This is a genomic window from Bacillus sp. FSL K6-1366, assembly GCF_037976695.1.
Classification (GTDB): Bacteria; Bacillota; Bacilli; order Bacillales; family Bacillaceae; genus Bacillus; species Bacillus subtilis.
Genome location: NZ_CP150268.1, coordinates 3,090,217 through 3,110,864 on the forward strand (window position 1 = coordinate 3,090,217; position 20,648 = coordinate 3,110,864).

The 20,648-nt window shown below is 44.4% G+C and carries 25 protein-coding genes; 19 read left to right on the forward strand and 6 right to left on the reverse strand.

Annotation, left to right across the window (positions count from 1 at the left end):
* The first annotated feature begins 25 nt into the window (after nt 1-25).
* The 4 genes from MHI44_RS16080 to MHI44_RS16095 all read left to right on the forward strand — a co-directional run bounded on the left by MHI44_RS16080 (nt 26) and on the right by MHI44_RS16095 (nt 3,723).
* Nucleotides 26-1,027: an iron ABC transporter permease gene (locus MHI44_RS16080; RefSeq protein WP_327847244.1), complete on the forward strand. Its 1,002-nt coding sequence runs from the start codon at nt 26-28 to the stop codon at nt 1,025-1,027.
* A complete protein-coding gene (locus MHI44_RS16085) occupies nt 1,024-2,055 on the forward strand; it encodes an iron ABC transporter permease (protein ID WP_339202426.1) in 1,032 nt (343 codons plus the stop codon). The genes MHI44_RS16080 and MHI44_RS16085 overlap by 4 nt, the downstream gene beginning before the upstream one ends.
* 114 nt (nt 2,056-2,169) lie before the next feature.
* Complete coding sequence (locus MHI44_RS16090) at nt 2,170-3,051, forward strand: PhzF family phenazine biosynthesis isomerase (protein ID WP_339202428.1); 882 nt, start codon at nt 2,170-2,172, stop codon at nt 3,049-3,051.
* Between the two features lie 87 nt (nt 3,052-3,138).
* The gene (locus tag MHI44_RS16095; protein WP_003243940.1) at nt 3,139-3,723 is read left to right on the forward strand and encodes a nitroreductase; all 585 of its coding nucleotides are present in this window, start codon (nt 3,139-3,141) and stop codon (nt 3,721-3,723) included.
* 38 nt (nt 3,724-3,761) lie between these two features.
* Here MHI44_RS16095 and MHI44_RS16100 read toward each other — a convergent pair whose 3' ends face one another.
* From MHI44_RS16100 to MHI44_RS16110, 3 genes are all read right to left on the reverse strand, one after another.
* Nucleotides 3,762-3,953, reverse strand: coding sequence for a YfhD family protein (locus tag MHI44_RS16100; protein ID WP_003233561.1), 192 nt, complete (start codon nt 3,951-3,953; stop codon nt 3,762-3,764).
* A 66-nt stretch (nt 3,954-4,019) separates the two neighbouring features.
* Nucleotides 4,020-4,130: a YfhE family protein gene (locus MHI44_RS16105; RefSeq protein ID WP_003223230.1), complete on the reverse strand. Its 111-nt coding sequence runs from the start codon at nt 4,128-4,130 to the stop codon at nt 4,020-4,022.
* A gap of 54 nt (nt 4,131-4,184) precedes the next feature.
* The gene (locus MHI44_RS16110; RefSeq protein WP_198878901.1) at nt 4,185-5,096 is read right to left on the reverse strand and encodes a TIGR01777 family oxidoreductase; all 912 of its coding nucleotides are present in this window, start codon (nt 5,094-5,096) and stop codon (nt 4,185-4,187) included.
* 88 nt (nt 5,097-5,184) lie between these two features.
* On the opposite strand from MHI44_RS16110, the gene recX reads away from it, so the two are divergent.
* From recX to MHI44_RS16125, 3 genes are all read left to right on the forward strand, one after another.
* Nucleotides 5,185-5,979, forward strand: a complete 795-nt coding sequence (recX, locus tag MHI44_RS16115) for a recombination regulator RecX (protein ID WP_038428646.1) — start codon at nt 5,185-5,187, stop codon at nt 5,977-5,979.
* 1 nt (nt 5,980) lies between these two features.
* On the forward strand, nt 5,981-6,295 hold the full coding sequence (locus MHI44_RS16120) for a YfhH family protein (RefSeq protein ID WP_003244592.1): 315 nt from the start codon (nt 5,981-5,983) through the stop codon (nt 6,293-6,295).
* A gap of 142 nt (nt 6,296-6,437) precedes the next feature.
* Nucleotides 6,438-7,631, forward strand: coding sequence for an MFS transporter (locus MHI44_RS16125; RefSeq protein ID WP_003243500.1), 1,194 nt, complete (start codon nt 6,438-6,440; stop codon nt 7,629-7,631).
* A 31-nt stretch (nt 7,632-7,662) separates the two neighbouring features.
* On the opposite strand, the gene MHI44_RS16130 is transcribed toward MHI44_RS16125, so the two are convergent.
* Complete coding sequence (locus MHI44_RS16130; RefSeq protein ID WP_003223241.1) at nt 7,663-7,815, reverse strand: small, acid-soluble spore protein K; 153 nt, start codon at nt 7,813-7,815, stop codon at nt 7,663-7,665.
* A gap of 124 nt (nt 7,816-7,939) precedes the next feature.
* On the opposite strand from MHI44_RS16130, the gene MHI44_RS16135 reads away from it, so the two are divergent.
* The 6 genes from MHI44_RS16135 (at nt 7,940) to MHI44_RS16160 (ending at nt 14,014) form a co-directional block, all read left to right on the forward strand.
* Complete coding sequence (locus tag MHI44_RS16135; RefSeq protein WP_327847241.1) at nt 7,940-8,209, forward strand: YfhJ family protein; 270 nt, start codon at nt 7,940-7,942, stop codon at nt 8,207-8,209.
* Nucleotides 8,210-8,353: 144 nt separating this feature from the next.
* Nucleotides 8,354-8,872, forward strand: a complete 519-nt coding sequence (locus tag MHI44_RS16140; protein WP_003243363.1) for an SH3 domain-containing protein — start codon at nt 8,354-8,356, stop codon at nt 8,870-8,872.
* An 84-nt stretch (nt 8,873-8,956) separates the two neighbouring features.
* On the forward strand, nt 8,957-9,289 hold the full coding sequence (gene spdL / locus MHI44_RS16145) for an SdpC immunity protein SpdL (RefSeq protein WP_003242803.1): 333 nt from the start codon (nt 8,957-8,959) through the stop codon (nt 9,287-9,289).
* A complete protein-coding gene (gene ephM, locus MHI44_RS16150) occupies nt 9,276-10,136 on the forward strand; it encodes an epoxide hydrolase EphM (protein WP_076458543.1) in 861 nt (286 codons plus the stop codon). The genes spdL and ephM overlap by 14 nt, the downstream gene beginning before the upstream one ends.
* A gap of 231 nt (nt 10,137-10,367) precedes the next feature.
* Nucleotides 10,368-11,357: a glycosyltransferase family 2 protein gene (locus tag MHI44_RS16155; protein ID WP_003244113.1), complete on the forward strand. Its 990-nt coding sequence runs from the start codon at nt 10,368-10,370 to the stop codon at nt 11,355-11,357.
* Between the two features lie 71 nt (nt 11,358-11,428).
* Nucleotides 11,429-14,014: a YfhO family protein gene (locus MHI44_RS16160; RefSeq protein WP_087614457.1), complete on the forward strand. Its 2,586-nt coding sequence runs from the start codon at nt 11,429-11,431 to the stop codon at nt 14,012-14,014.
* Here MHI44_RS16160 and MHI44_RS16165 read toward each other — a convergent pair.
* The gene (locus MHI44_RS16165; protein WP_003244136.1) at nt 14,007-14,990 is read right to left on the reverse strand and encodes a metal-dependent hydrolase; all 984 of its coding nucleotides are present in this window, start codon (nt 14,988-14,990) and stop codon (nt 14,007-14,009) included. The two genes, MHI44_RS16160 and MHI44_RS16165, sit on opposite strands and share 8 nt — an antisense overlap.
* A 215-nt stretch (nt 14,991-15,205) precedes the next feature.
* On the opposite strand from MHI44_RS16165, the gene mutY reads away from it, so the two are divergent.
* Nucleotides 15,206-16,315, forward strand: coding sequence for an A/G-specific adenine glycosylase (mutY, locus tag MHI44_RS16170; protein ID WP_003243838.1), 1,110 nt, complete (start codon nt 15,206-15,208; stop codon nt 16,313-16,315).
* 7 nt (nt 16,316-16,322) lie between these two features.
* Here the strand turns inward: mutY and MHI44_RS16175 are convergent, their stop codons facing one another.
* The gene (locus tag MHI44_RS16175) at nt 16,323-16,547 is read right to left on the reverse strand and encodes a hypothetical protein (RefSeq protein WP_003233542.1); all 225 of its coding nucleotides are present in this window, start codon (nt 16,545-16,547) and stop codon (nt 16,323-16,325) included.
* A gap of 81 nt (nt 16,548-16,628) precedes the next feature.
* Between MHI44_RS16175 and fabL the strand changes: the two genes are divergently transcribed.
* From fabL to MHI44_RS16200, 5 genes are all read left to right on the forward strand, one after another.
* Nucleotides 16,629-17,381 (forward strand): enoyl-[acyl-carrier-protein] reductase FabL, encoded by a 753-nt coding sequence (gene fabL / locus MHI44_RS16180; RefSeq protein WP_003223262.1) that lies wholly within the window; start codon nt 16,629-16,631, stop codon nt 17,379-17,381.
* 68 nt (nt 17,382-17,449) lie between these two features.
* Complete coding sequence (gene sspE, locus MHI44_RS16185; RefSeq protein WP_003233541.1) at nt 17,450-17,704, forward strand: gamma type acid-soluble spore protein SspE; 255 nt, start codon at nt 17,450-17,452, stop codon at nt 17,702-17,704.
* A gap of 172 nt (nt 17,705-17,876) precedes the next feature.
* On the forward strand, nt 17,877-18,137 hold the full coding sequence (locus MHI44_RS16190) for a YgaB family protein (protein WP_339202431.1): 261 nt from the start codon (nt 17,877-17,879) through the stop codon (nt 18,135-18,137).
* A 143-nt stretch (nt 18,138-18,280) separates the two neighbouring features.
* Nucleotides 18,281-18,811 (forward strand): DUF402 domain-containing protein, encoded by a 531-nt coding sequence (locus MHI44_RS16195; protein ID WP_003223272.1) that lies wholly within the window; start codon nt 18,281-18,283, stop codon nt 18,809-18,811.
* Between the two features lie 86 nt (nt 18,812-18,897).
* Nucleotides 18,898-20,640, forward strand: a complete 1,743-nt coding sequence (locus MHI44_RS16200) for an ABC transporter ATP-binding protein (protein ID WP_009966836.1) — start codon at nt 18,898-18,900, stop codon at nt 20,638-20,640.
* The last annotated feature ends 8 nt before the right edge of the window (nt 20,641-20,648 follow it).

Genomic DNA, 20,648 nt, shown 5'->3' on the forward strand with positions numbered 1-20,648 from the left:
AGTAAATAACTAGGAGAATTAGATCATGATCTGCAAAAAGGCATCTTCAAAATGGATTGTGTTAGTATGTCTGATTTTCATTTTACTGGCGGCTGTCTGCGCAAGCGTCGTGTATGGCTATACAGGTACGTCATGGAGACAGGTCTATCAGGCGTTTACTTCCTTCAACGGAACAAATGAGCATGTCATCATCAAGGATGTCAGGCTTCCGCGCGCTTTGGTTGCGACAGTCGTCGGCGCCTCGCTTGCAGCCGCAGGCGCTCTCATGCAGGCGCTCACAAAAAATCCGCTTGCGTCACCGGGGATTTTCGGGATTAACGCCGGTGCCGGTTTTTTTATTGTTGCCGGATCGTTTTTTCTGCATATTCAGTCACCTCAGGCATTAGTATGGAGCTCGTTTCTGGGGGCAGCATTTACCGCCGCGATCGTCTATGCAGCAGGCTCGCTTGGGAGGGAAGGGCTGACGCCAATCAAACTGACGCTGGCGGGAGCTGCCATGGCAGCCATGTTTTCTTCTCTGACACAGGGCTTGCTGTCTGTCAACGAACTCGAGCTTGCCCAGGTGCTTTTTTGGCTGACTGGCTCTGTGCAGGGCCGGAGTCTGGATCTGTTGATGACGATGTTTCCATATGCAGCGGCAGCGCTGGTAATCTGCTTCTTTCTCGGCCAAAAAATTAATCTCCTCGTTATGGGAGAAGATGTGGCAAAAGGACTCGGCCAAAAAACAAGCCTGCTGAAATTTGTGATGGCGCTTTGTATTGTCATGCTTGCAGGGTCCGCTGTCGCCATTGCCGGGCCGATTTCTTTTATCGGCATCATTATTCCGCATTTTGCCCGCTTTGTCGTTGGTAATGATTATCGCTGGGTTCTGCCATTTTCCGCTGTTTTGGGTGCCATTTTGCTTGTTTGCGCGGATATCGGTGCGCGATATATCATTATGCCTCAGGAAGTTCCTGTCGGGGTCATGACCGCCATCATCGGAATGCCTGTGTTTGTGTACATCGCAAGAAGGGGGGCGAAGCTATGAAACTTCGTTTTGGCGTTACTGCGGCTGAAAAGAAAGCATGGATCGTCTATTTAATTTTACTGGGGTTAACAGCTGCTGTACTCATCATAAGCGCAGGTCTCGGACAAAGGTTTATTCCTCCCTGGGATGTAGCAAAAACATTCTTTGGTGCAGGTTCCAAGCTGGATGAACTGATGATCATGTCGTTCCGCATGCCAAGAATTTTGACGGCTTTATGCGCCGGTGTCTGCTTGGCAGCGGCAGGCGCGATATTGCAGGGGCTCGTCAGAAACCCTCTCGCATCTCCGGATATTATCGGAATAACAGGAGGAGCGGCGGTAGCGGTCGTGCTTTTAATGATGTTCTTCTCAGACCGCAGCAGTTCACTTACGATCAGTCTGTCATGGCTTCCAGCAGCCGCATTTATCGGCGCATCGGCTGTCGGGCTCATCGTCTATTTACTGGCATACAAAAATGGCGCCTCCACATTTCGGCTGGTGCTTATCGGAATCGGATTTTCAATGTCGGCGCAGGCGATGACTACCCTGTTGATGATCAAAGGCCCGATTTACCGAGCATCACAAGCCAATGTGTATATCACTGGGTCAGTTTATGGGTCAAACTGGCAGCATGTAAAAATAGCTATTATCTTATCTGTCATTCTCTTATTCATTTGTTTTGTCGCGCTAAAAAATATGAATATACAGGTGCTGGGTGAAGATATTGCGGCGGGTGCAGGAAGCGCTGTGCAGCGAAATCGTTTTTTCTTGCTCCTTTTGAGTACGGCTCTTACGGGTTGTGCAGTTTCAGTTGCCGGCACAATCGGTTTTGTCGGGCTGATGGCGCCCCATATTGCAAGACGGCTTGTCGGCTCATCTTATGGCGCGCTGCTCCCAGCGTCGGCACTTATTGGAGCTCTGCTCGTTTTAACAGCTGATATCGTCGGCAGAACCTTATTTGCTCCGGTGGAAGTGCCGGCCGGCGTCTTTACAGCGGCTATCGGCGCACCTTATTTTATTTATTTGCTCTATAAAACAAGAAATTCTTAATCGTTACACCCATTTTCTTAAAAAAGAAAATGGGTTTTTTTGATAATGACTGAAGATTCGTAATTATTTTTGCTATACTGACAGAGACATTGATAAAGAAAGGGCGGCAGATGAATGAAAGAAGCAGAGGTATTAAAATATGAAGCATTTACAAGCAGTCCCGGCAAAGGAAACCCCGCAGGCGTCGTTTTGCAGGGAGACGATTATACGGAAGACGAGATGCAGATCATAGCTGAGCGTGCTGGGTATTCAGAAACCTCCTTTATCCGAAAAAGCGAGTCGGCCGATCTTGAACTCCGTTACTTTACCCCTGGACACGAAATGAATTTGTGCGGTCATGCGACAGTTGCTTCTCTTTACGCATTATGTGAGAAAGGAATGCTGGAGAGCGGTAAAACGTACAGCATCCAAACGAAAGTGGGTATCCTGCCTGTGAAGATTTCTGAAAAAGATGGCCGTATTCATATCACGCTTGAACAGGCCTCTCCGCAATTCAAACCATTTACAGGCGATCGGAAAAAACTTGCGGACGCACTGGGTATCACCGAAGAGGATTTTCATGAAGACCTTCCGATTGTGTTTGGCAGCACTGGCATATGGACAGCCATCGTTCCGCTTAAATCATTGGAGGCTTCCAAAAAAATGGTGCCAGATAACAAACAATTTCCGGAAGTGTTAATTGATCTGCCAAAAGCTTCAGTCCATCCGTTTACCTTTGAAACCGTTCATCCCGACAGCGACCTGCACGGACGCCACTTTTCATCCCCGTATTCGGGAACGATTGAAGACCCCGTGACCGGCACAGCTTCCGGCGTGATGGGGGCCTATATGAAACAATATGGCAATGCCAAGCAGCATAAATTTATCATTGAACAAGGGCAGGAAATTGGAAAAGACGGAAAAGTGGAGATCGAAATGAACGAAGCCGGCGGCCATGTGAAAGTGAACATGACAGGAACAGCCGTTTACTCAGAAACCCGTATTCTTAAAATCTAATACGGATGGTGGTTTACAAAAAGATGCACTTTCCGTTATCATTATGAAATGATAATCATTTTCAATTGCATAGGAAGGTGAGACGGTATGCCTCAAACCGAACAAATACATCAGCATTCAGTACTGCGTGACATCATACGCAGCAGAAGATCGATTCGAAAGTTTAAACAAGAGCCAGTACCTTCAGCAGTCATTCTTGACATGCTAGAAACGGCAAAATATGCGCCAAATCACAGAGTGACAGAGCCATGGAGATTTATTTACGTTTCCAGTGAGACAGGTAAAGCGAACCTCATCAATACATTTGCAGCGTTTTCTAAGAAATCCAAGCCGGATATGACAGAGGAAAAGCTTCAAAATTTCAAAAACACACTTGGGCGCGTTCCGGGATTTCTCCTCGTCGTGTTTCAGGAAGATGAAAACGAAAGAGCGCGGGACGACGATTTTGCGGCAACAAGCTCGTTGATTCAAAATCTTCAGCTTCTTGCTTGGGAAAAAGGAATCGGCATGGTTTGGAAAAGCGGAAAAATCCTTTATGACAAAGAAGTCCATCAGGCCTTTGGTTTGCAGGATAATGAGCGTTTCGCCGCCATCATACAAACAGGTTATCCTGACGAGGCGCCGGAAGTGAAAAAACGCACACCGATCCGCGACCGGTTTACTGAAATGTAAAAAGCCCCTTGTCTCAAACGGAGACAAGGGGTTTTTCATTAACGAGATTTCTTTTTCGCTCTGTTGTCGGCTGCTTTCGCACGCTCTTGCGCTTCGCGATCATCTGCATCAGCAAGCTCGGTTGAATATTCTTCGTAAACGCCGTCAGTTTCCCTTTTTAATGCATCGGGAACTTGTGGAAGCTTTTGTTTGTTTTTATCACGGTTTTTGTGGATATGATTTCTGCCCATATCAAATTCCCCCTAAAAAGTGATATCAAACAAATATAGTATTTGGTTTTAAGGGGTTATGTATTCCTACTTCCGCTTAGCAGCTTTTTCCGCTTTTTTAAATTCGCCTGAATAAAGAACTTCCTGCATTTTTTTAAGGTTGGCGCCTTGCTGATGCTTCTCCCTCTTTTTTTCCATAAAAAGGACCTCCTTCAACCATGTTATTCTTAAGGTTGACGCTTCCTGCTGTTTTTATACAGTCTTTCGGTCCGCTATCAGCTGTGAGAGTGCAAATTCAAGATCCGAATATGTAAAACGAAATCCAGAGGTTATCGCTTTTTTAGGAAGAGCGCGCTGTCCTTTCACAATCAAAAGACTCATTTCACCCAATGCTTTTGATAAAAAGAATTCCGGGACGGGGAGCCAGTGCGGGCGGTGCTTCACCCGTGCAATCGCTTTTCCGAATTGCTTCATGTCCACAGGATTGGGCGCGGTGACATTCATTGGGCCTGAGATGCCGGCATTTTCCACCGCATATCGGATCATCTGGGCCGCATCCTCGACATGAATCCATGACAGCCACTGCCTTCCCGTTCCGATCGTTCCGCCGGCCAGAAACTTATAGGGGAGAACCATAAGCGGTAGAGCACCTCTTTCTCCAAGCATCACGCCAAATCTTGCATAAACCGTCCGGATGCCCATCGCTTCAATATTCTGTCCTTCCTTTTCCCACAGGTGTGCAGTATGGCTGAGAAAATCCTCATCTGACGTTGCAGAATCCTCTGTGAAAGTTTTCTCAAGGCTTGTCCCGTAAATACCCACGGCACTGGCTTGGATCAATGTCTTCGGCTTCTCCTTCTGTTTCTGAATAAGCCGCTGCACTTCACGCGTCGCATTGATACGGCTGGAGAGAATGTGCTGCTTCGTTTTTTCTGTCCAGCGGCCAAAAATCGATTTTCCCGCAAGGTTTATCCAGACATCAATATGAGGAAGTTCCTGCTCCGGGGCGGCTCCTTCCGTCAGCCATTGCACATATGTCATATTTTTTTGTTCAGTTTCTCTTGCGTTTCTTGATAAAATATAAACATGGTGTCCCTGGCGGATAAGAACGCCTGTCAGATGCTGGCCGAGAAAACCGGTTCCGCCCGTCATTGCGATATTCATGAACATCTCTCCTCATCGTTCTAATAAATATACTTTACCTCATTGTAATAAAAGAAAACGCGTTTCAGGCCTGAGAAGGGAGATTAAGATGCCGTTTATTACAAAAATATCAACGCAAAAAAAGAATACGGAACGCTTCAATATTTTTCTGGATGATAAATACGCCTTCAGCGTGGACGCGGATGTGCTCGTGAAATTTGAGCTCAAGAAGGGAAAAGAACTCGATGATCTTGACATCATTGAGATTCAATACGGCGATGAAGTGAAGAAAGGCTTCAACCGTGCGCTTGACTTTTTATCCTATCGAATGCGGTCGACGAAAGAGGTCGAGGACCACTTAAAGAAAAAAGAAACCTCGCCCCCCGTCATTGCGGAAGTCATCCATAGGCTTAACGATTACAAGTACTTAAACGACCAGGAATTTGCCTCAGCCTATGTCAGCACTCACAAAAAAACAAACGGAAAAGGCCCTGATGTTTTGTTCAGAGAGCTAAGAGCGAAGGGAATTGATGACGATACAATTAAGGAGGCGCTAAGTTCCTTTTCCTTTGAAGATCAGACAAGAGAAGCGGTCAAGCATGTTGAAAAGCTTCTCAAAAAAGATAAAAAGCTTTCGACGAAAGAACTCAAACAGCGCGCCCAGCTGCAGCTTCAGCGCAAGGGCTTCTCATTTGATGTTATCAGCGCGGCGATGGATCAGATTGAATATGAAAATGATGAAGACACAGAGAAAGAAGCGCTGCGCCTTCACGCGGAAAAAGCGTTTAGAAAATACCGCTATGACGGCTCATATGAAAGCGCCATGAAGGTCAAACAATTTTTATTCCGCAAAGGATTCTCACTCGATTTAATCGAGCAATTACTGCAGGAAGAGGAGTACTGAAATGGAGAAACGATACAGTCAAATGACACCTCACGAACTCAATACCGAAATCGCATTACTTTCTGAAAAAGCAAGAAAAGCCGAACAGCATGGAATCATAAACGAACTGGCAGTGCTCGAACGGAAAATTACGATGGCAAAAGCATATTTGCTGAACCCGGAAGATTACTCACCGGGAGAAACATATCGTGTGGAAAACACTGAGGACGAGTTTACCATCAGTTATTTAAATGGCGTTTTCGCATGGGGATACAGGACCTCTTCCCCTCAGCAAGAGGAAGCGCTGCCAATCTCAGTATTGCAAGAAAAAGAATAAAGCGTAACAGGAGGCTGATGATCAGCCTCTTTTTGTTTGCAGCACATTTACACGAATTCTTAAAGAAAAAATCATTGAATTCACTTGAAAAATCTTTTAAGATGAAACTCGTTGTTTTTTAAAATCAAAGGAGGCGATGACGTTGAGTATCAAAAACCCATCTGTAAAATTTATTATATTTGTTCTTATGATTTGTACATTTTCAATCGGCTATACAGAATACGCGGTGATGGGTATTTTGACGTCGATTGCCAATGACTTTCATATACAGGTTTCATCCGCAGGGCTTCTTGTCACGGCTTATGCGGCAAGCGTTTGTTTGACAGGGCCGCTCGTCACCATCATTTCCGTCAAGCTTCCGAGAAAGCCTGTGCTTCTTGGGCTGATGGCGATATTTATCCTTTCCAACCTGATGAGCGCACTGGCGCCGAATTTTGCGGTATTGGCCATTTCAAGAATTTTATCTGCGTCCATTCACGGCGCTTTCTTCGCGATTGCCATGGTATTCGCAAGTGAAATGGTTCCGCCGGAAAAGCGTGCTGCAGCTGCTGCTTCAATGAACGGCGGACTGACAGTGGCTCTAATGCTTGGTGTTCCATTCGGCTCTTATCTCGGAGATGTCCTGAATTGGAGAGCGGTGTTTTCCATCATTACGGCACTTGGTGTCATCGGATTTTTAGGCCTTATGGCTGCCGTGCCGAACAGAAAACCAAAAGTGATCCCAATGCTTATGAATGAGTGGGGGGTTTTTAAACACAAACAAGTGCTGTTTTCCTTCGCGATTACCATTTTAGGCTATTCCGGTGTCTTTATCGCCTACACCTTTATCGAACCCATTTTGAGGCATTCAGCCGGATTCAGCACGGTTGGCATTACAGGTGCTCTCTTTGCGTATGGATTGGGAGGCGTTGCCGGGAATTTCTTTGCTGGAAAAGTACCGCTGCCTTTGCTGACTCGGACGATGATCGGCGTAATGATCGGTTTAATCGGTGTTCTGGCTGTATTTCCTTACATCGCCATTTACCCGGCTGCAGCCATTGTGGCAACGTTCCTATTCGGGGCATGCGCATTCGGCACGCCGCCTCTTCTGCAAACAAAGGTCATTTCCTCATCTGAGGGCGGCACAACCATTGCCGCAGCTGTCAGCGTATCAGCATTTAACCTTGCCAATGCCCTTGGTGCATGGATCGGCGGAATGATTTTAAACGGAACAGGCTCTTATTCCTGGCTGTTTGCAGGAGGTGCGCTTATGACTGCATGCGGACTTGTGCTTTCTACCTTCGCACACTTATCAGAAAAGAAGAGCGTCTACGAATATCAAGTCAATAAAGGGTAAAAACAGCTGCAGTGTATGCAGCTGTTCTTCTTTACCGTTTGCCTGAGGCTCTCATTCTTTCTTGAGGATGCTGATTGATAGATCCGTCAGCACGCTTTGAAGCATAGTCGTCCTTTGCTCTCGGTTCACCCTGAAATTTGTTTTCGTTTTCGTAAGGAAATCCTTTTTCTTTATTTCGGACCATGTCATATCCCCCTAGGTTCGAGATCAAAAAGTTGCGTCTTTTCAGATGAAGACGTAAGGTTAGTATATGGAGAACACCACGTAATAAAGCGTTATTTTTTTCCTGAAGAAAGGAGACTGCACACATGAATATGTACATTGAGAAACTGACTAATCTGCTTCTGGAAAAGAACGAGATGATCAGCTATATACAGGCAAAAACGTGGGTGGAATTGTTATGGAGCGATTTTGAAGCAACCTACGCAAAAGCCGGACACGCCTATCAAGGTAAAAAAATGACTGAAAAAATCGTCACACAATGGATTGAAAACTATGGCGGCCAGCTCCACCTTTTTCAAAGCTCCCGTAACGACGTGAATGATTACTTAAATCAAAGCAGAGGCCTTTTGCATTAAAAACCTGCCGTTAACGACCGGCAGGTTTTTTCATTTTCTTAAAATTACCTTAACAGGAAGAAATCATAAACAAAACATGTTTCACCAGCCTGTCAATCAGGGAATACCACTTATATCTTGTCAAAATGCGAGGAGGAGGTTTATATGAAAAAGAAACAAGTAATGCTCGCTTTAACAGCTGCCGCAGGACTGGGTTTGACAGCACTTCATTCCGCTCCCGCAGCAAAAGCTGCGCCCCTTCACGACATATCTGTCAGCATGCCATCATCCGATACTTACATCATAAAAGCAGGAAAGCTGAATGTCCGGACTGAGCCAAATCATGAAGGTGATATTCTCGGCACTGTATCATCAGAACAAAAGGTAAAAGTCGATAGGTTCGTAAATGCCGATTGGGCTCAAATTCATTTCAAAGGAAAGAAAGCATATATTTCAACTCACTTTTTAATGAAAACCGCAAGCCAAGCGAAAACAACGAAACAGACAGCCTTCTATACACCGACGCCCGAAAACGGAAAAGCTAAGCAGCTCTCATCTGGAACAGAGGTGACAATACTTGGGTGGGGATTCAGTGAAAACGGCGGATTTGACTTCACTTGGGCGTTCGTGGATTATGGCGGAGTTAAAGGCTATATTCACACAAAGGATTTACAAATGCGATAAAAAGGCAGGCCGAGGCTTGTCTTTTTGCCTATGCATGAAACATTTCTTCTTTCTGCACGTAACAATGAGAAAGGAGATGATGATATGACGGGTTTAGTCGGCGGAGGGCTTATGATCATTGCGGGCATACTGATCAAACTGTTTCCTCCCAAATCGATCAACAGTGTGTACGGATACAGAACGAGACGCTCAATGTCAGATCAAAGATTATGGAATGAAGCGAACCGTTACAGTGCATCATTAATGATCCTGTCAGGCTTGGTGATTGCGGGAATGGGTTTGCTGCTGGGATCAAACTTGTTTATTCTTCAGCTTATCCTGCTGATTGCCGCCTGTGTCATAACATTTATGCTAACAGAGAAAAGGCTGAAAATCATGACGCACAGTCAAGGAGGAGATAGAAGTGGACGGAGTTAAATGCCAGTTTGTCAATACGAACGGAATCACGCTTCACGTTGCAGCCGCAGGACGGGAAGATGGCCCGTTAATTGTCCTGCTCCATGGATTTCCTGAGTTTTGGTACGGCTGGAAAAATCAAATCAAACCGCTTGTTGATGCGGGTTACCGGGTCATTGCTCCTGATCAGCGGGGCTACAATCTCAGTGACAAACCGGAAGGAATTGATTCGTATCGGATTGATACATTAAGAGATGATATCATCGGGCTTATTACGCAATTCACTGATGAAAAAGCAATTGTCATCGGTCATGACTGGGGAGGAGCTGTCGCATGGCATTTGGCTTCCACACGCCCGGAATATCTTGAAAAACTGATCGCGATCAATATCCCGCACCCGCACGTCATGAAAACCGTAACGCCGCTTTATCCGCCGCAATGGCTGAAAAGCTCGTATATCGCATACTTCCAGCTGCCCGATATACCGGAGGCATCACTAAGGGAAAATGATTATGAAACATTAGACAAAGCGATTGGATTATCCGACCGTCCCGCGCTTTTTACATCCGAGGATGTCAGCAGGTACAAAGAAGCGTGGAAGCAGCCGGGCGCGCTGACAGCTATGCTGAACTGGTACAGAGCCCTCAGAAAAGGAAGCTTGGCAGAGAAACCCTCTTACGAAACAGTACCTTACCGAATGATCTGGGGAATGGAAGACCGCTTTTTGAGCAGAAAGCTTGCGAAAGAGACGGAAAGGCATTGCCCGAATGGACATCTCATCTTTGTTGATGAAGCTTCCCATTGGATTAACCACGAAAAGCCAGCCATCGTCAATCAGCTGATTTTGGAATATCTTAAGAACCAATAAGCTAAAATTTCTCTCCATCCGTCTGTCATAATGGCAGACTTTTTCTGTGCGTTTTTTTCATAGTCTGTTTTAAACATGACAAAATAACATTAAAAATCATGAATGTCACCATAAAATTGTAACAAAAAACAGGTTTAAACGACTTTAAAAAAAGGAATAGCCTTACTGAAGATTTGTGTAAAACTCCCCTAAGGCAATACTTAAAAAGAATAATAAAAAGAAGGTGCCTTAATGAAGCAAGGATTAATCTCGATTATTATTCCGTCTTACAATGAAGGGTATAATGTCAAACTCATTCATGAATCTTTAAAAAAGGAATTTAAAAACATTCATTATGACTATGAAATATTCTTCATAAACGACGGAAGTGTTGATGACACGCTTCAGCAGATCAAAGACTTGGCAGCGACGTGCAGCCGGGTAAAATATATATCTTTTTCTCGAAACTTTGGAAAAGAAGCCGCGATTTTGGCGGGCTTTGAGCATGTTCAGGGCGAGGCGGTTATTGTAATGGATGCCGATCTGCAGCATCCGACATATTTGCTGAAGGAATTTATCAAAGGCTACGAAGAAGGGTATGACCAAGTCATTGCCCAAAGGAACAGAAAAGGGGACAGCTTTGTCCGCTCACTCTTATCATCTATGTACTACAAGTTCATTAATAAAGCGGTGGAAGTCGATTTGCGTGACGGTGTCGGTGACTTCAGATTGTTAAGCCGCCAAGCTGTGAATGCACTTTTGAAGCTGAGCGAAGGAAACCGCTTCTCAAAAGGCCTTTTTTGCTGGATTGGCTTTGATCAGAAAATTGTATTTTATGAAAATGTCGAACGAAAAAACGGCACCTCCAAATGGTCGTTCAGCAGTCTGTTTAATTACGGCATGGACGGCGTCGTTTCATTTAATCATAAGCCGCTGAGATTATGTTTTTATACAGGCATTTTCATCCTGCTGCTTTCCATCATTTATATCATTGCCACATTCGTTAAAATTCTGACTAACGGTATTTCTGTGCCTGGGTATTTCACCATTATCTCAGCAGTGTTATTTCTCGGCGGAGTACAGCTGTTAAGCCTTGGAATTATAGGTGAATATATCGGCCGAATCTATTATGAAACAAAAAAACGCCCGCATTATTTGATCAAAGAAGCGAATATCCCGAACAAAGACCTGCCTGAAACGAACGAATTAAAAAGCATGCGGCGTCTGACAAAAATGCACTGAAAATACCAAGCGCCATTGGCAGTGCTTTTTTTGCGTGTCTATTATCTTAAAAGCAAGACTGGAGAATTTATATGAAAAGAAAACATATCATGATCTATGCGGCCAGTTTGCTGGTGTCCGTTCTGGCACACGCTTTTTTTGTGAAAGAATGGGCGGAAGGCAGGTATATGACAGGTCCGGGTGACGGGCTTGCGCAAATGATCGTATTTAAAAAATTATTATTTGACCAATATACACACGGGAATTTTTTCTACAATTATTCATTCGGACTTGGCGGCGGCACATTCAGTCAGCTCGGCTATTATTTTTCTGCTTCTTTTCTTTTTCTTGCTGTGTCTGCCGCTGTTTGGCTGCTTCAAGCCGTCCAGCTGATCGGAGAAGCGGATACGCTTTTTTGGGCAGAGTCAGCTGTTTTTATCAGTATTTTCAAATTGAGCTTGATCATCTTTACGTCCGCTTCTGTTTTTCATTATCTTCTCAAGCACAGGGCGGCATCGTTCACGGGAGCCGTGTTATACGGCGTCTCAATTATTTATTTCCGTCACGAAGCGTATTGGGAATTTTTCACCGATACAATGGTTTGGCTTCCGCTGCTTGTGCTTGGTGCAGAAAAAATTATTAGAGAGCGGCGTCCGGCGTGGTTTATCGTTGCGTGTTCGCTGACGTTAATCAACAATTTTTACTTTGCATACATAAACCTTATATTCATCGGAATCTATGTGCTGTTCAGATGGCTGATCCGTTTGGAACCACATGAAGAGAAAAGATGGATTCAAATCAGATTATTTCTCGTTTCAGGCTTCATTTCTTTTGGCATCAGTGCGGCGGCGTTTGTGCCGGTAGTATACGGTTTTTTAAACAACCTGCGCCCTCCATACAGCCAGAAAATAGAGTGGCTCAATTTCGATGATAATATCTTATTTTCGAGCCGGATCATCATTGTGCCGGCCGCTTTTCTGCTGTTTTTGTTTATGATTTCTTTTTACAAAAACCGTGTGTTTCGTCTCTTTGCCGGGTTGAGCCTGCTGTTTATTCTGTTTCATTTCAGTCCGTATGCGGCAAGCGTCTTTAACGGTTTTTCCGCCCCGCAAAACCGTTTTGAATATGTTCTGGCCTTTACCATTGCGGGAGCAGCTGCGGCTGGTTTGTCACAGCTGTCTGAATTGAAACGGAAAGAACTGCTCCCGGCCGCAGCTGTCGTCCTGCTTCTTTACTTGTATCATATTCAAAGGTATAAGCTCGATATATGGAAGCCTGCGAATGAAAGTATTCTATTGCTCTTACTCATGACAATCGCAGCCTTGTTTGCTGCAGCTTTTGCGAAAAAACGGGCAAAAATGGCTGTGTACGGTATAATCATTCTTTCTTCGCTGTTTGTCGCCAACTCCTATCAAAAATACGCGCTCTCAGAAGGCGGCGATTTGGATAGTGTGACAAAAGAATATCTTACAAGTGAGGAATACAGAGGGCGGGAATCATCTGAGCTCATCAGACGTTTACAGAAGGAAGACGATGATCCGCTCATGAGAATCGACTGGATGAACGGGGTCCGCAATAATACGCCAATCATTTACGGATTTAATGGCTTCAGCGCGTATTCCAGCATTTTAAACAAAGATCTGCTGGCCTTCTATTGGAATGATTTAAGCATCGATATGGGCAGGGAAAGCGTCAGCCGTTACGCGTCATTGGGAGACAGGGCGAATTTATACAGCCTGCTTTACGGCAAATATTATATGACCGAAAAAACAAACGAAGCCAGCGTCCCGTACGGCTTCAAAAAGCATTTAGAAACAGAGCATTATGCAGTTTATGAGAATCAGTACATGCTTCCATTCGTCAAAACAGCGGATGCCATATACAGCGAAAGTGAGCTGGACCGATTGCCCGCTCTTGCGAAAGAACAGGCGATGCTGAAAGGAATCATATTAAAAGATCCATCAGTAAAAACGGAGCAGACACCAAAACCGTCCAATTTGATCACCAAGTCGGACATCACTGCAAAACAAGCCCAGTATCAAAACGGGCTGCTAACCGTAACTGGAGAAAACGGAGGAGAGCTGATCATCACCCCGAAACAGCCATCATCCGCTGCGGGAGACTACTATGTCAGCTTTTATTTGAAAAGCAAAGCAAAAGACAAAGGATTTACGTTAAAGGTAAATGATTATGTCACAACAAGGAAATCGAACAAATCGATATATAAAACCGGAGTAAATAATATAACGGTAAGAGTGCCTAAATCAGGCCATATCTCAATCAATCTTCCGAAAGGAACCTATGAGCTGAGAAACATAGCGCTCTATGAAGAAAATTACCAAACGCTGAAAAACGCTGTAATGCAAAATAAAACAGAGAAAGCAGACAAACTGAATTGGAACAAAAATCGACTGACCTTTGCCTATCATCTGTCAAAAGACCAGTACATCATGCTTCCGATCCCATATGAAAAAGGCTGGGAGCTGAAGATCAACGGAAAAACACAGAAGATCGAAAAAGCGGATTATGCTTTTATAGGCTTCAAGGCGCAAAAGGGAGACAATCACATTGAGCTGACTTACTATCCGCCATACTTCAAAATATCGGCGATCATATCTCTCGTCAGTCTGCTGCTTGCTGTTTTTTATATAAGACGTAAAAAGCCCGGCTCTATATAGAGCCGAGCTTTAATTTTTTCTGTAGTTTTTCTTCGCTGAATATCCATCCCGTATAGGATGAACGAATTGTGAGATCATGGCCGATATGAACAATTGCGACAAACGGATAATGGCCTTTGCTCCGATAACGCAGGTCGATAAATCTCACCTCATAATGATCTTTAAACGTATCCACTTCCCACCGGTAAACCGGAGAAAAGGACAGAAACGCCGCGATGTTATCATCCTGCTTTGCCGCATGCATTACATCGGTTTCAGGAACAGGCACCCGATTAAATGTATCCAGAATCACGACATGTCCTTCCATGCTTCTTCCTACATAGAAAGCATGTGCTGTCGTCACTGCGATTCGCCATTGCCTGAATTTCATCGTTGGAGAAATAATAATGCTTTCGATCTCATCATGAATCATCTCATGAAGCTTCCGTTTAATTCTCAGCTGCATGATCAGGCGCACCAAGTAGTAGCCTACCAATATGATATATAAGCTGAGAAACGTGATGCCGGGACTCCCGCCTGCATACCAAATCGCGATAGCTGCCAGATGGCTGATAAAAATAAACGGATCAAACGTATTAATCAGCCCGAGCGCAACCCATTTTTTCGAAAACGGACGAATGGCTTGTGTTCCATAGGCGTTGAATATATCAACAAAGACATGCAGAACGACTGCCAGCAGTGTCCACAGCCATAGGTGCAGAAAATCGGCCTGAGGATAAAATAAATACAGAATCGCCGGGATGATGACAGACCAAAACAAAACGGCGGGAATTGAATGGGTAAATCCTCTGTGATTCCTTATATAAACAGCATTGTTTTTAAGCTTTAACACAGTATCAATATCCGGAGCCTGAGAGCCCGCAAGCGTTGCGATCATAACAGCATGAGCCATTGCCGGATCTGATCCGACAACAGGATCAAGCGTCGCAATACCGCCCAGTGCGATGCCCATAACGACATGTGTGCCCGTATCCATAGGTGACCTCCTTGCAGGGTGATCCTGCACATTCACTTTGTAAGAAATTCCCCATTTTCATATACCCAATTTTTAAACTGATTCAATCGTTCTCATATGTTTCCGCTTTTTCTTTATTACTATTTAATGTAACATATTATCGTACTGTGCCCTTAGTGTACAACAAAAAACAGTCTAAAGAAAAGCGGGGCGCGAAAGACTGGGGAGAAACACATATGAACGTACTTGAAGACAAATTAAAACAAAAAGACATACAGCAATTTCGTGATGATTTAATCTCATGGTTTGAACGAGAGCAGCGCGTTCTGCCGTGGAGAGAGGACCAAGATCCATATAAGGTGTGGGTATCTGAAGTGATGCTGCAGCAAACGAGAGTAGAGACAGTGATTCCTTACTTTCTCCGGTTTGTAGAACAATTTCCGACAGTGGAAGCGCTCGCTGATGCTGATGAAGAAAAGGTGCTGAAAGCATGGGAAGGGCTCGGCTATTATTCGCGAGTCAGAAACCTGCAAAGCGCGGTAAAAGAAGTGAAACAGGAATACGGCGGCATTGTTCCTCCAGACGAGAAAGATTTTGGCGGGTTAAAAGGCGTCGGCCCTTATACAAAGGGAGCGGTGCTCAGCATTGCCTACAATAAACCCATTCCCGCGGTTGACGGAAATGTGATGCGTGTCATGTCCAGGATTCTATCTATTTGGGATGATATTGCCAAACCAAAAACAAGAACGATCTTTGAAGACGCCATACGAGCTTTTATTTCCAAAGAAAAACCATCTGAATTTAATCAGGGCTTGATGGAGCTTGGAGCCTTGATCTGTACGCCAAAATCACCCTCATGCCTGCTTTGCCCGGTTCAGCAGCATTGCTCAGCATTTGAAGAAGGCACTGAACGGGAGCTTCCGGTAAAAAGCAAAAAGAAAAAGCCCGGGATCAAAACCATGGCCGCGATCGTACTGACTGATGAAGACGGACAAGTGTATATCCACAAACGGCCGTCTAAAGGTTTGCTCGCCAACCTGTGGGAATTCCCGAATCTTGAAACACAAAAAGGGATCAAAACTGAGCGTGAACAGCTCATTGCTTTCTTAGAAAACGAATATGGCATACAAGCTGATATCAGTGATCTGCAAGGTGTAGTCGAGCATGTTTTCACCCACCTGGTATGGAATATTTCAGTGTTTTTCGGTAAAGTAAAACAAGTGTCGGATACCAGCAAGCTGAAAAAAGTAACGAAAGAAGAGCTCGAACAATTTGCGTTCCCGGTGTCACATCAAAAAATCTGGAAGATGGCAGGAGAAGCAGCCGCCATCTCGGCTGCTCCGTAAACCATTCTTAATCGTAAGAGACGCGCGTGCCGTGGCTGTAGTCCGCTTCATTGCGCTTCATTCCGCCGCGCGCTTCAATTTCTTGCGTTAATTCCCGGTATTTTGATTGGCCTTCTTCGTTCAAATAAGGCATAATTTGCTGAAAGGCATGATGAAAATAAGCGAGTTCACTGTTCTTCCAATCTTTTTTGGAAACCATGTTCAATTCGCTCATATCACGTCCGACATACATAACAGAAGACCCCCTTTAAAGTTCTTGCCATTATTGTTTGTGGAAATAAAAGAACTATACGCTACAAGGAGATGAGGAAAAATGGAACAAAATAAATGTGCACTCGTAACAGGAAGCAGCCGCGGTGTCGGAAAAGCGGCCGCGATCAGACTTGCTGAGAACGGCTATAACATCGTCATTAACTATGCACGCAGCAAAAAAGCAGCATTAGAAACAGCGGAAGAAATCGAAAAGCTTGGCGTTAAAGTGCTTGTCGTAAAAGCAAACGTAGGACAGCCTGCAAAAATCAAAGAAATGTTTCAGCAAATTGATGAAACGTTCGGCAGACTTGATGTTTTTGTCAATAATGCCGCTTCAGGAGTACTAAGACCTGTCATGGAATTAGAAGAAACACACTGGGACTGGACGATGAACATTAATGCGAAAGCATTGCTTTTCTGCGCTCAGGAAGCTGCCAAGCTAATGGAGAAGAACGGTGGCGGGCATATTGTCAGCATTAGTTCATTAGGCTCTATCCGCTATCTTGAAAACTACACCACGGTCGGTGTATCAAAAGCAGCGTTAGAGGCTTTAACCCGTTATCTTGCCGTTGAGCTTTCACCAAAACAAATTATCGTCAATGCTGTTTCAGGCGGAGCGATCGACACAGATGCGCTGAAGCACTTCCCGAATAGAGAAGATCTGCTTGAGGATGCGCGCCAAAATACGCCGGCGGGACGCATGGTCGAAATTAAAGACATGGTTGATACTGTGGAGTTTCTAGTGTCTTCCAAGGCTGACATGATCCGCGGACAGACAATTATCGTTGACGGCGGACGCTCACTGCTCGTTTAAAAATTTTTAAAAAAGAGGAATAGCTATACGATCACCTGCACATTCTAATGACCGTGGAGGTGATAACAATGGCTAACTCAAATAACTTCAGCAAAACAAACGCTCAACAAGTTAGAAAACAAAACCAACAATCAGCTGCTGGTCAAGGTCAATTTGGCACTGAATTTGCTAGCGAAACAAACGCTCAGCAAGTCAGAAAACAAAACCAGCAATCAGCTGGACAACAAGGTCAATTCGGCACTGAATTCGCTAGTGAAACTGACGCACAGCAGGTAAGACAGCAAAACCAATCTGCTGAACAAAACAAACAACAAAACAGCTAATCACTGAAACAGAAAAAAGCACTTCATCTTCGGGTGGAAGTGCTTTTTTCTGTTTGAAAAACGACAAAACTTGTGGAAGGTCTACAGAATGAGTCAAAGGGTTTGCTTTACGGAGATCGAAATGATTAAAGGAGGAAATGTTTATACTTTCATCAGGCTGAAGGAGGAACCGATGACCGAATTTGAAAAGCTGGTAAGTGAACAGATGAAAACGATGGATAAGCTTCTCGATCTCCAATCAGAGCTCGACCGCTGCAAACAAATTGAGGCGGAACTCCGGCATTTGGAAAGGGATGCAAGGCTGCGTGGGATTCGGGCTGAAATTGCGGTAAAACGGAAACACCTTGCCGATATACAGGATATGTTTCAAAAGCAGACAGAGCAGGTCATTCGTTCTTATCGCAGCTCAGAAAAGCCGTCTTCCTTTGTGTAGTGCAGGAATGTGCCATTCCCCGGCCGGAATGGCTCTTTTATTTTCATTTTTCAATTTGTAACGTTATAATAGGTAAAAGACGTTGTCGGTAAGCAAATTTGGACATACTAACTGTAGGGCTTTATAGAAAGTAGGGGAGAAATATGGGCTATCCCAAGGAAGGAGAAACCATTCAAATTCACAGCTATAAGCACAACGGGCTGATTCATAGAATTTGGAATGAGACAACAATCTTAAAAAGTACAGAAATGTGTGTCATCGGAGCCAATGACCGGACGATGGTAACCGAATCAGACGGCCGGACATGGATAACCAGAGAGCCCGCAATCTGTTATTTTCACGCAAGACAATGGTTTAATGTCATCGGGATGCTGAGGGAAGACGGGGTTCATTATTATTGCAACATCAGTTCTCCGTTTGCCTATGATGGCGAAGCAATTAAATATATTGATTATGACTTAGATGTTAAGGTTTTTCCTGACATGACCTACAATATTCTCGATGAAGACGAATATGATGATCATCGGAAAGCCATGAATTATCCAAAAGAAATCGACAGTATTTTAAGAGACTACTTAAATACGCTGCTCCATTGGATTCACCAGCGTCAGGGACCGTTTGCGCCCGAGTTTGTCGATATGTGGTATGAACGGTATCTGCGCTATACAAAATAATGGTTACGTAAAAACCTGTTGCGGGGTACAACAGGTTTTTCACATGGGCTCACACACATCATGAGAAAGAGAGAGGGGGAATCAACGTGGGGGTTATGAAACGTTACATGCAATTCGTCAAACCTTATAAGAAGCAAATTTTCGTTACAGTGTTAATCGGGATCGTCAAATTTTCCATTCCGCTTGCTCTCCCATTGCTTCTGAAGTACGTAGTTGACGACATTATTCAAGGAGGCGGCACGGCCAGTGACAAAACCACGTCATTGTTCACGATTATGGCGATCATGTTCGCCTTATTTTTAATTTTGCGCCCGCCTGTTGAATATTACCGGCAATATTTTGCCCAGTGGACTGCCAGCAAGGTGCTTTATGATATAAGAGCTAAGCTGTTTGACCATATACAAAAACTGAGCCTTCGTTTTTACGCGAATACAAGAACAGGGGAAGTCATTTCCCGAGTGATTAATGATGTAGAACAAACAAAGGATTTCGTCATCACAGGGCTGATGAATATATGGCTCGATATGCTGACGATTTTGATTGTAATCTCTATCATGCTCACACTGGACGTTAAATTAACGCTGATTTCTATCGTATTATTCCCATTATACGGAATATCAGTGAAGTATTTTTACGGCCGTTTACGAAAGCTGACAAGGGAGCGCTCACAGGCTCTTGCTCAAGTGCAGGGGCATTTGCACGAACGCATTCAAGGCATGCCTGTCATCAGAAGCTTTGCGATAGAAGATCATGAACAGGCTCAATTTAATGAGAAAAACGGTCATTTCTTAGATAAAGCCATCCGACACACGAATTGGAACGCCAAAACTTTTGCGGTCGTTAATACCATTACAGATTTGGCGCCGCTCATCGTCATAGCGTGCGCCGGGTATTTTGTCATTAATGGACCGCTGACAGTCGGAACAATGGTCGCGTTTGTCGGATATATTGACAGAATGTACAACCCTGTTAGAAGGCTGATCAATTCCTCTACAACTTTGACACAGTCAATCGCATCAATGGACAGGGTGTTTGAATTTATTGACGAGCCCTATGAACTCACTGACAAACCAAATGCGATAAAGGCCGATCAGATTCGCGGAGGAGTGGAGTTTCAAAACGTTTCGTTTCAATATGAGAAGGACAAAGAAAATATTCTTCATGATGTATCCTTAAAAGTAAATAGAGGAGAAACTGTAGCTCTCGTCGGCATGAGCGGAGGAGGAAAATCAACGCTCGTCAGCCTGATCCCAAGATTTTATGATGTAACAAGCGGCAGACTGCTGATTGATGGGACGGATATTCGCGATTATGAAGCAAGAAGCCTTCGCAACCAGGTTGGTATGGTGCTTCAGGATACCTTTTTATTTAGTGAAACGATTCGGGAAAATATCGCGATCGGCAAGCCTGATGCCACACTTGAAGAGATAATCGAAGCCGCCAAAGCTGCAAATGCCCATGAATTTATCATGAGTTTTCCAGAAGGATATGAGACCCGGGTGGGGGAACGAGGCGTTAAGCTTTCAGGCGGACAAAAGCAGCGGATCTCAATTGCGCGGGTATTCCTGAAAAATCCGCCGCTCCTCATTTTAGATGAAGCTACATCAGCTCTGGATTTGGAAAGTGAGCATTACATTCAAGAAGCGATGGACAAACTGGCGAAGGATAGAACAACTTTTGTTGTCGCCCACCGTTTATCGACAATCACCCATGCGGATAAGATTGTTGTCATGGAAAACGGCACAATCATTGAAATCGGAACCCATGATGAACTCATGGACTATGAGAGCCAGTACAAGCACTTATTTACCATTCAAAATTTGAACTAAAACATCAA

What these genes read in the sequence shown, in the direction of transcription:
- MHI44_RS16135 (WP_327847241.1), top strand. Translation starts at nt 7,940, where the DNA reads ATGAATATGTACATTGAGAAACTGACTAATCTGCTTCTGGAAAAGAAC.
- MHI44_RS16165 (WP_003244136.1), bottom strand. Translation starts at nt 14,990, where the DNA reads ATGGATACGGGCACACATGTCGTTATGGGCATCGCACTGGGCGGTATT.
- MHI44_RS16120 (WP_003244592.1), top strand. Translation starts at nt 5,981, where the DNA reads ATGGAGAAACGATACAGTCAAATGACACCTCACGAACTCAATACCGAA.
- MHI44_RS16160 (WP_087614457.1), top strand. Translation starts at nt 11,429, where the DNA reads ATGAAAAGAAAACATATCATGATCTATGCGGCCAGTTTGCTGGTGTCC.
- MHI44_RS16085 (WP_339202426.1), top strand. Translation starts at nt 1,024, where the DNA reads ATGAAACTTCGTTTTGGCGTTACTGCGGCTGAAAAGAAAGCATGGATC.
- MHI44_RS16100 (WP_003233561.1), bottom strand. Translation starts at nt 3,953, where the DNA reads ATGGGCAGAAATCATATCCACAAAAACCGTGATAAAAACAAACAAAAG.
- MHI44_RS16095 (WP_003243940.1), top strand. Translation starts at nt 3,139, where the DNA reads ATGCCTCAAACCGAACAAATACATCAGCATTCAGTACTGCGTGACATC.
- MHI44_RS16190 (WP_339202431.1), top strand. Translation starts at nt 17,877, where the DNA reads ATGACCGAATTTGAAAAGCTGGTAAGTGAACAGATGAAAACGATGGAT.
- MHI44_RS16090 (WP_339202428.1), top strand. Translation starts at nt 2,170, where the DNA reads ATGAAAGAAGCAGAGGTATTAAAATATGAAGCATTTACAAGCAGTCCC.
- MHI44_RS16195 (WP_003223272.1), top strand. Translation starts at nt 18,281, where the DNA reads ATGGGCTATCCCAAGGAAGGAGAAACCATTCAAATTCACAGCTATAAG.
- fabL (WP_003223262.1), top strand. Translation starts at nt 16,629, where the DNA reads ATGGAACAAAATAAATGTGCACTCGTAACAGGAAGCAGCCGCGGTGTC.
- MHI44_RS16110 (WP_198878901.1), bottom strand. Translation starts at nt 5,096, where the DNA reads ATGAATATCGCAATGACGGGCGGAACCGGTTTTCTCGGCCAGCATCTG.
- MHI44_RS16140 (WP_003243363.1), top strand. Translation starts at nt 8,354, where the DNA reads ATGAAAAAGAAACAAGTAATGCTCGCTTTAACAGCTGCCGCAGGACTG.
- MHI44_RS16080 (WP_327847244.1), top strand. Translation starts at nt 26, where the DNA reads ATGATCTGCAAAAAGGCATCTTCAAAATGGATTGTGTTAGTATGTCTG.
- MHI44_RS16175 (WP_003233542.1), bottom strand. Translation starts at nt 16,547, where the DNA reads ATGTATGTCGGACGTGATATGAGCGAATTGAACATGGTTTCCAAAAAA.
- mutY (WP_003243838.1), top strand. Translation starts at nt 15,206, where the DNA reads ATGAACGTACTTGAAGACAAATTAAAACAAAAAGACATACAGCAATTT.
- MHI44_RS16155 (WP_003244113.1), top strand. Translation starts at nt 10,368, where the DNA reads ATGAAGCAAGGATTAATCTCGATTATTATTCCGTCTTACAATGAAGGG.
- sspE (WP_003233541.1), top strand. Translation starts at nt 17,450, where the DNA reads ATGGCTAACTCAAATAACTTCAGCAAAACAAACGCTCAACAAGTTAGA.
- spdL (WP_003242803.1), top strand. Translation starts at nt 8,957, where the DNA reads ATGACGGGTTTAGTCGGCGGAGGGCTTATGATCATTGCGGGCATACTG.
- MHI44_RS16105 (WP_003223230.1), bottom strand. Translation starts at nt 4,130, where the DNA reads ATGGAAAAAAAGAGGGAGAAGCATCAGCAAGGCGCCAACCTTAAAAAA.
- recX (WP_038428646.1), top strand. Translation starts at nt 5,185, where the DNA reads ATGCCGTTTATTACAAAAATATCAACGCAAAAAAAGAATACGGAACGC.
- MHI44_RS16130 (WP_003223241.1), bottom strand. Translation starts at nt 7,815, where the DNA reads ATGGTCCGAAATAAAGAAAAAGGATTTCCTTACGAAAACGAAAACAAA.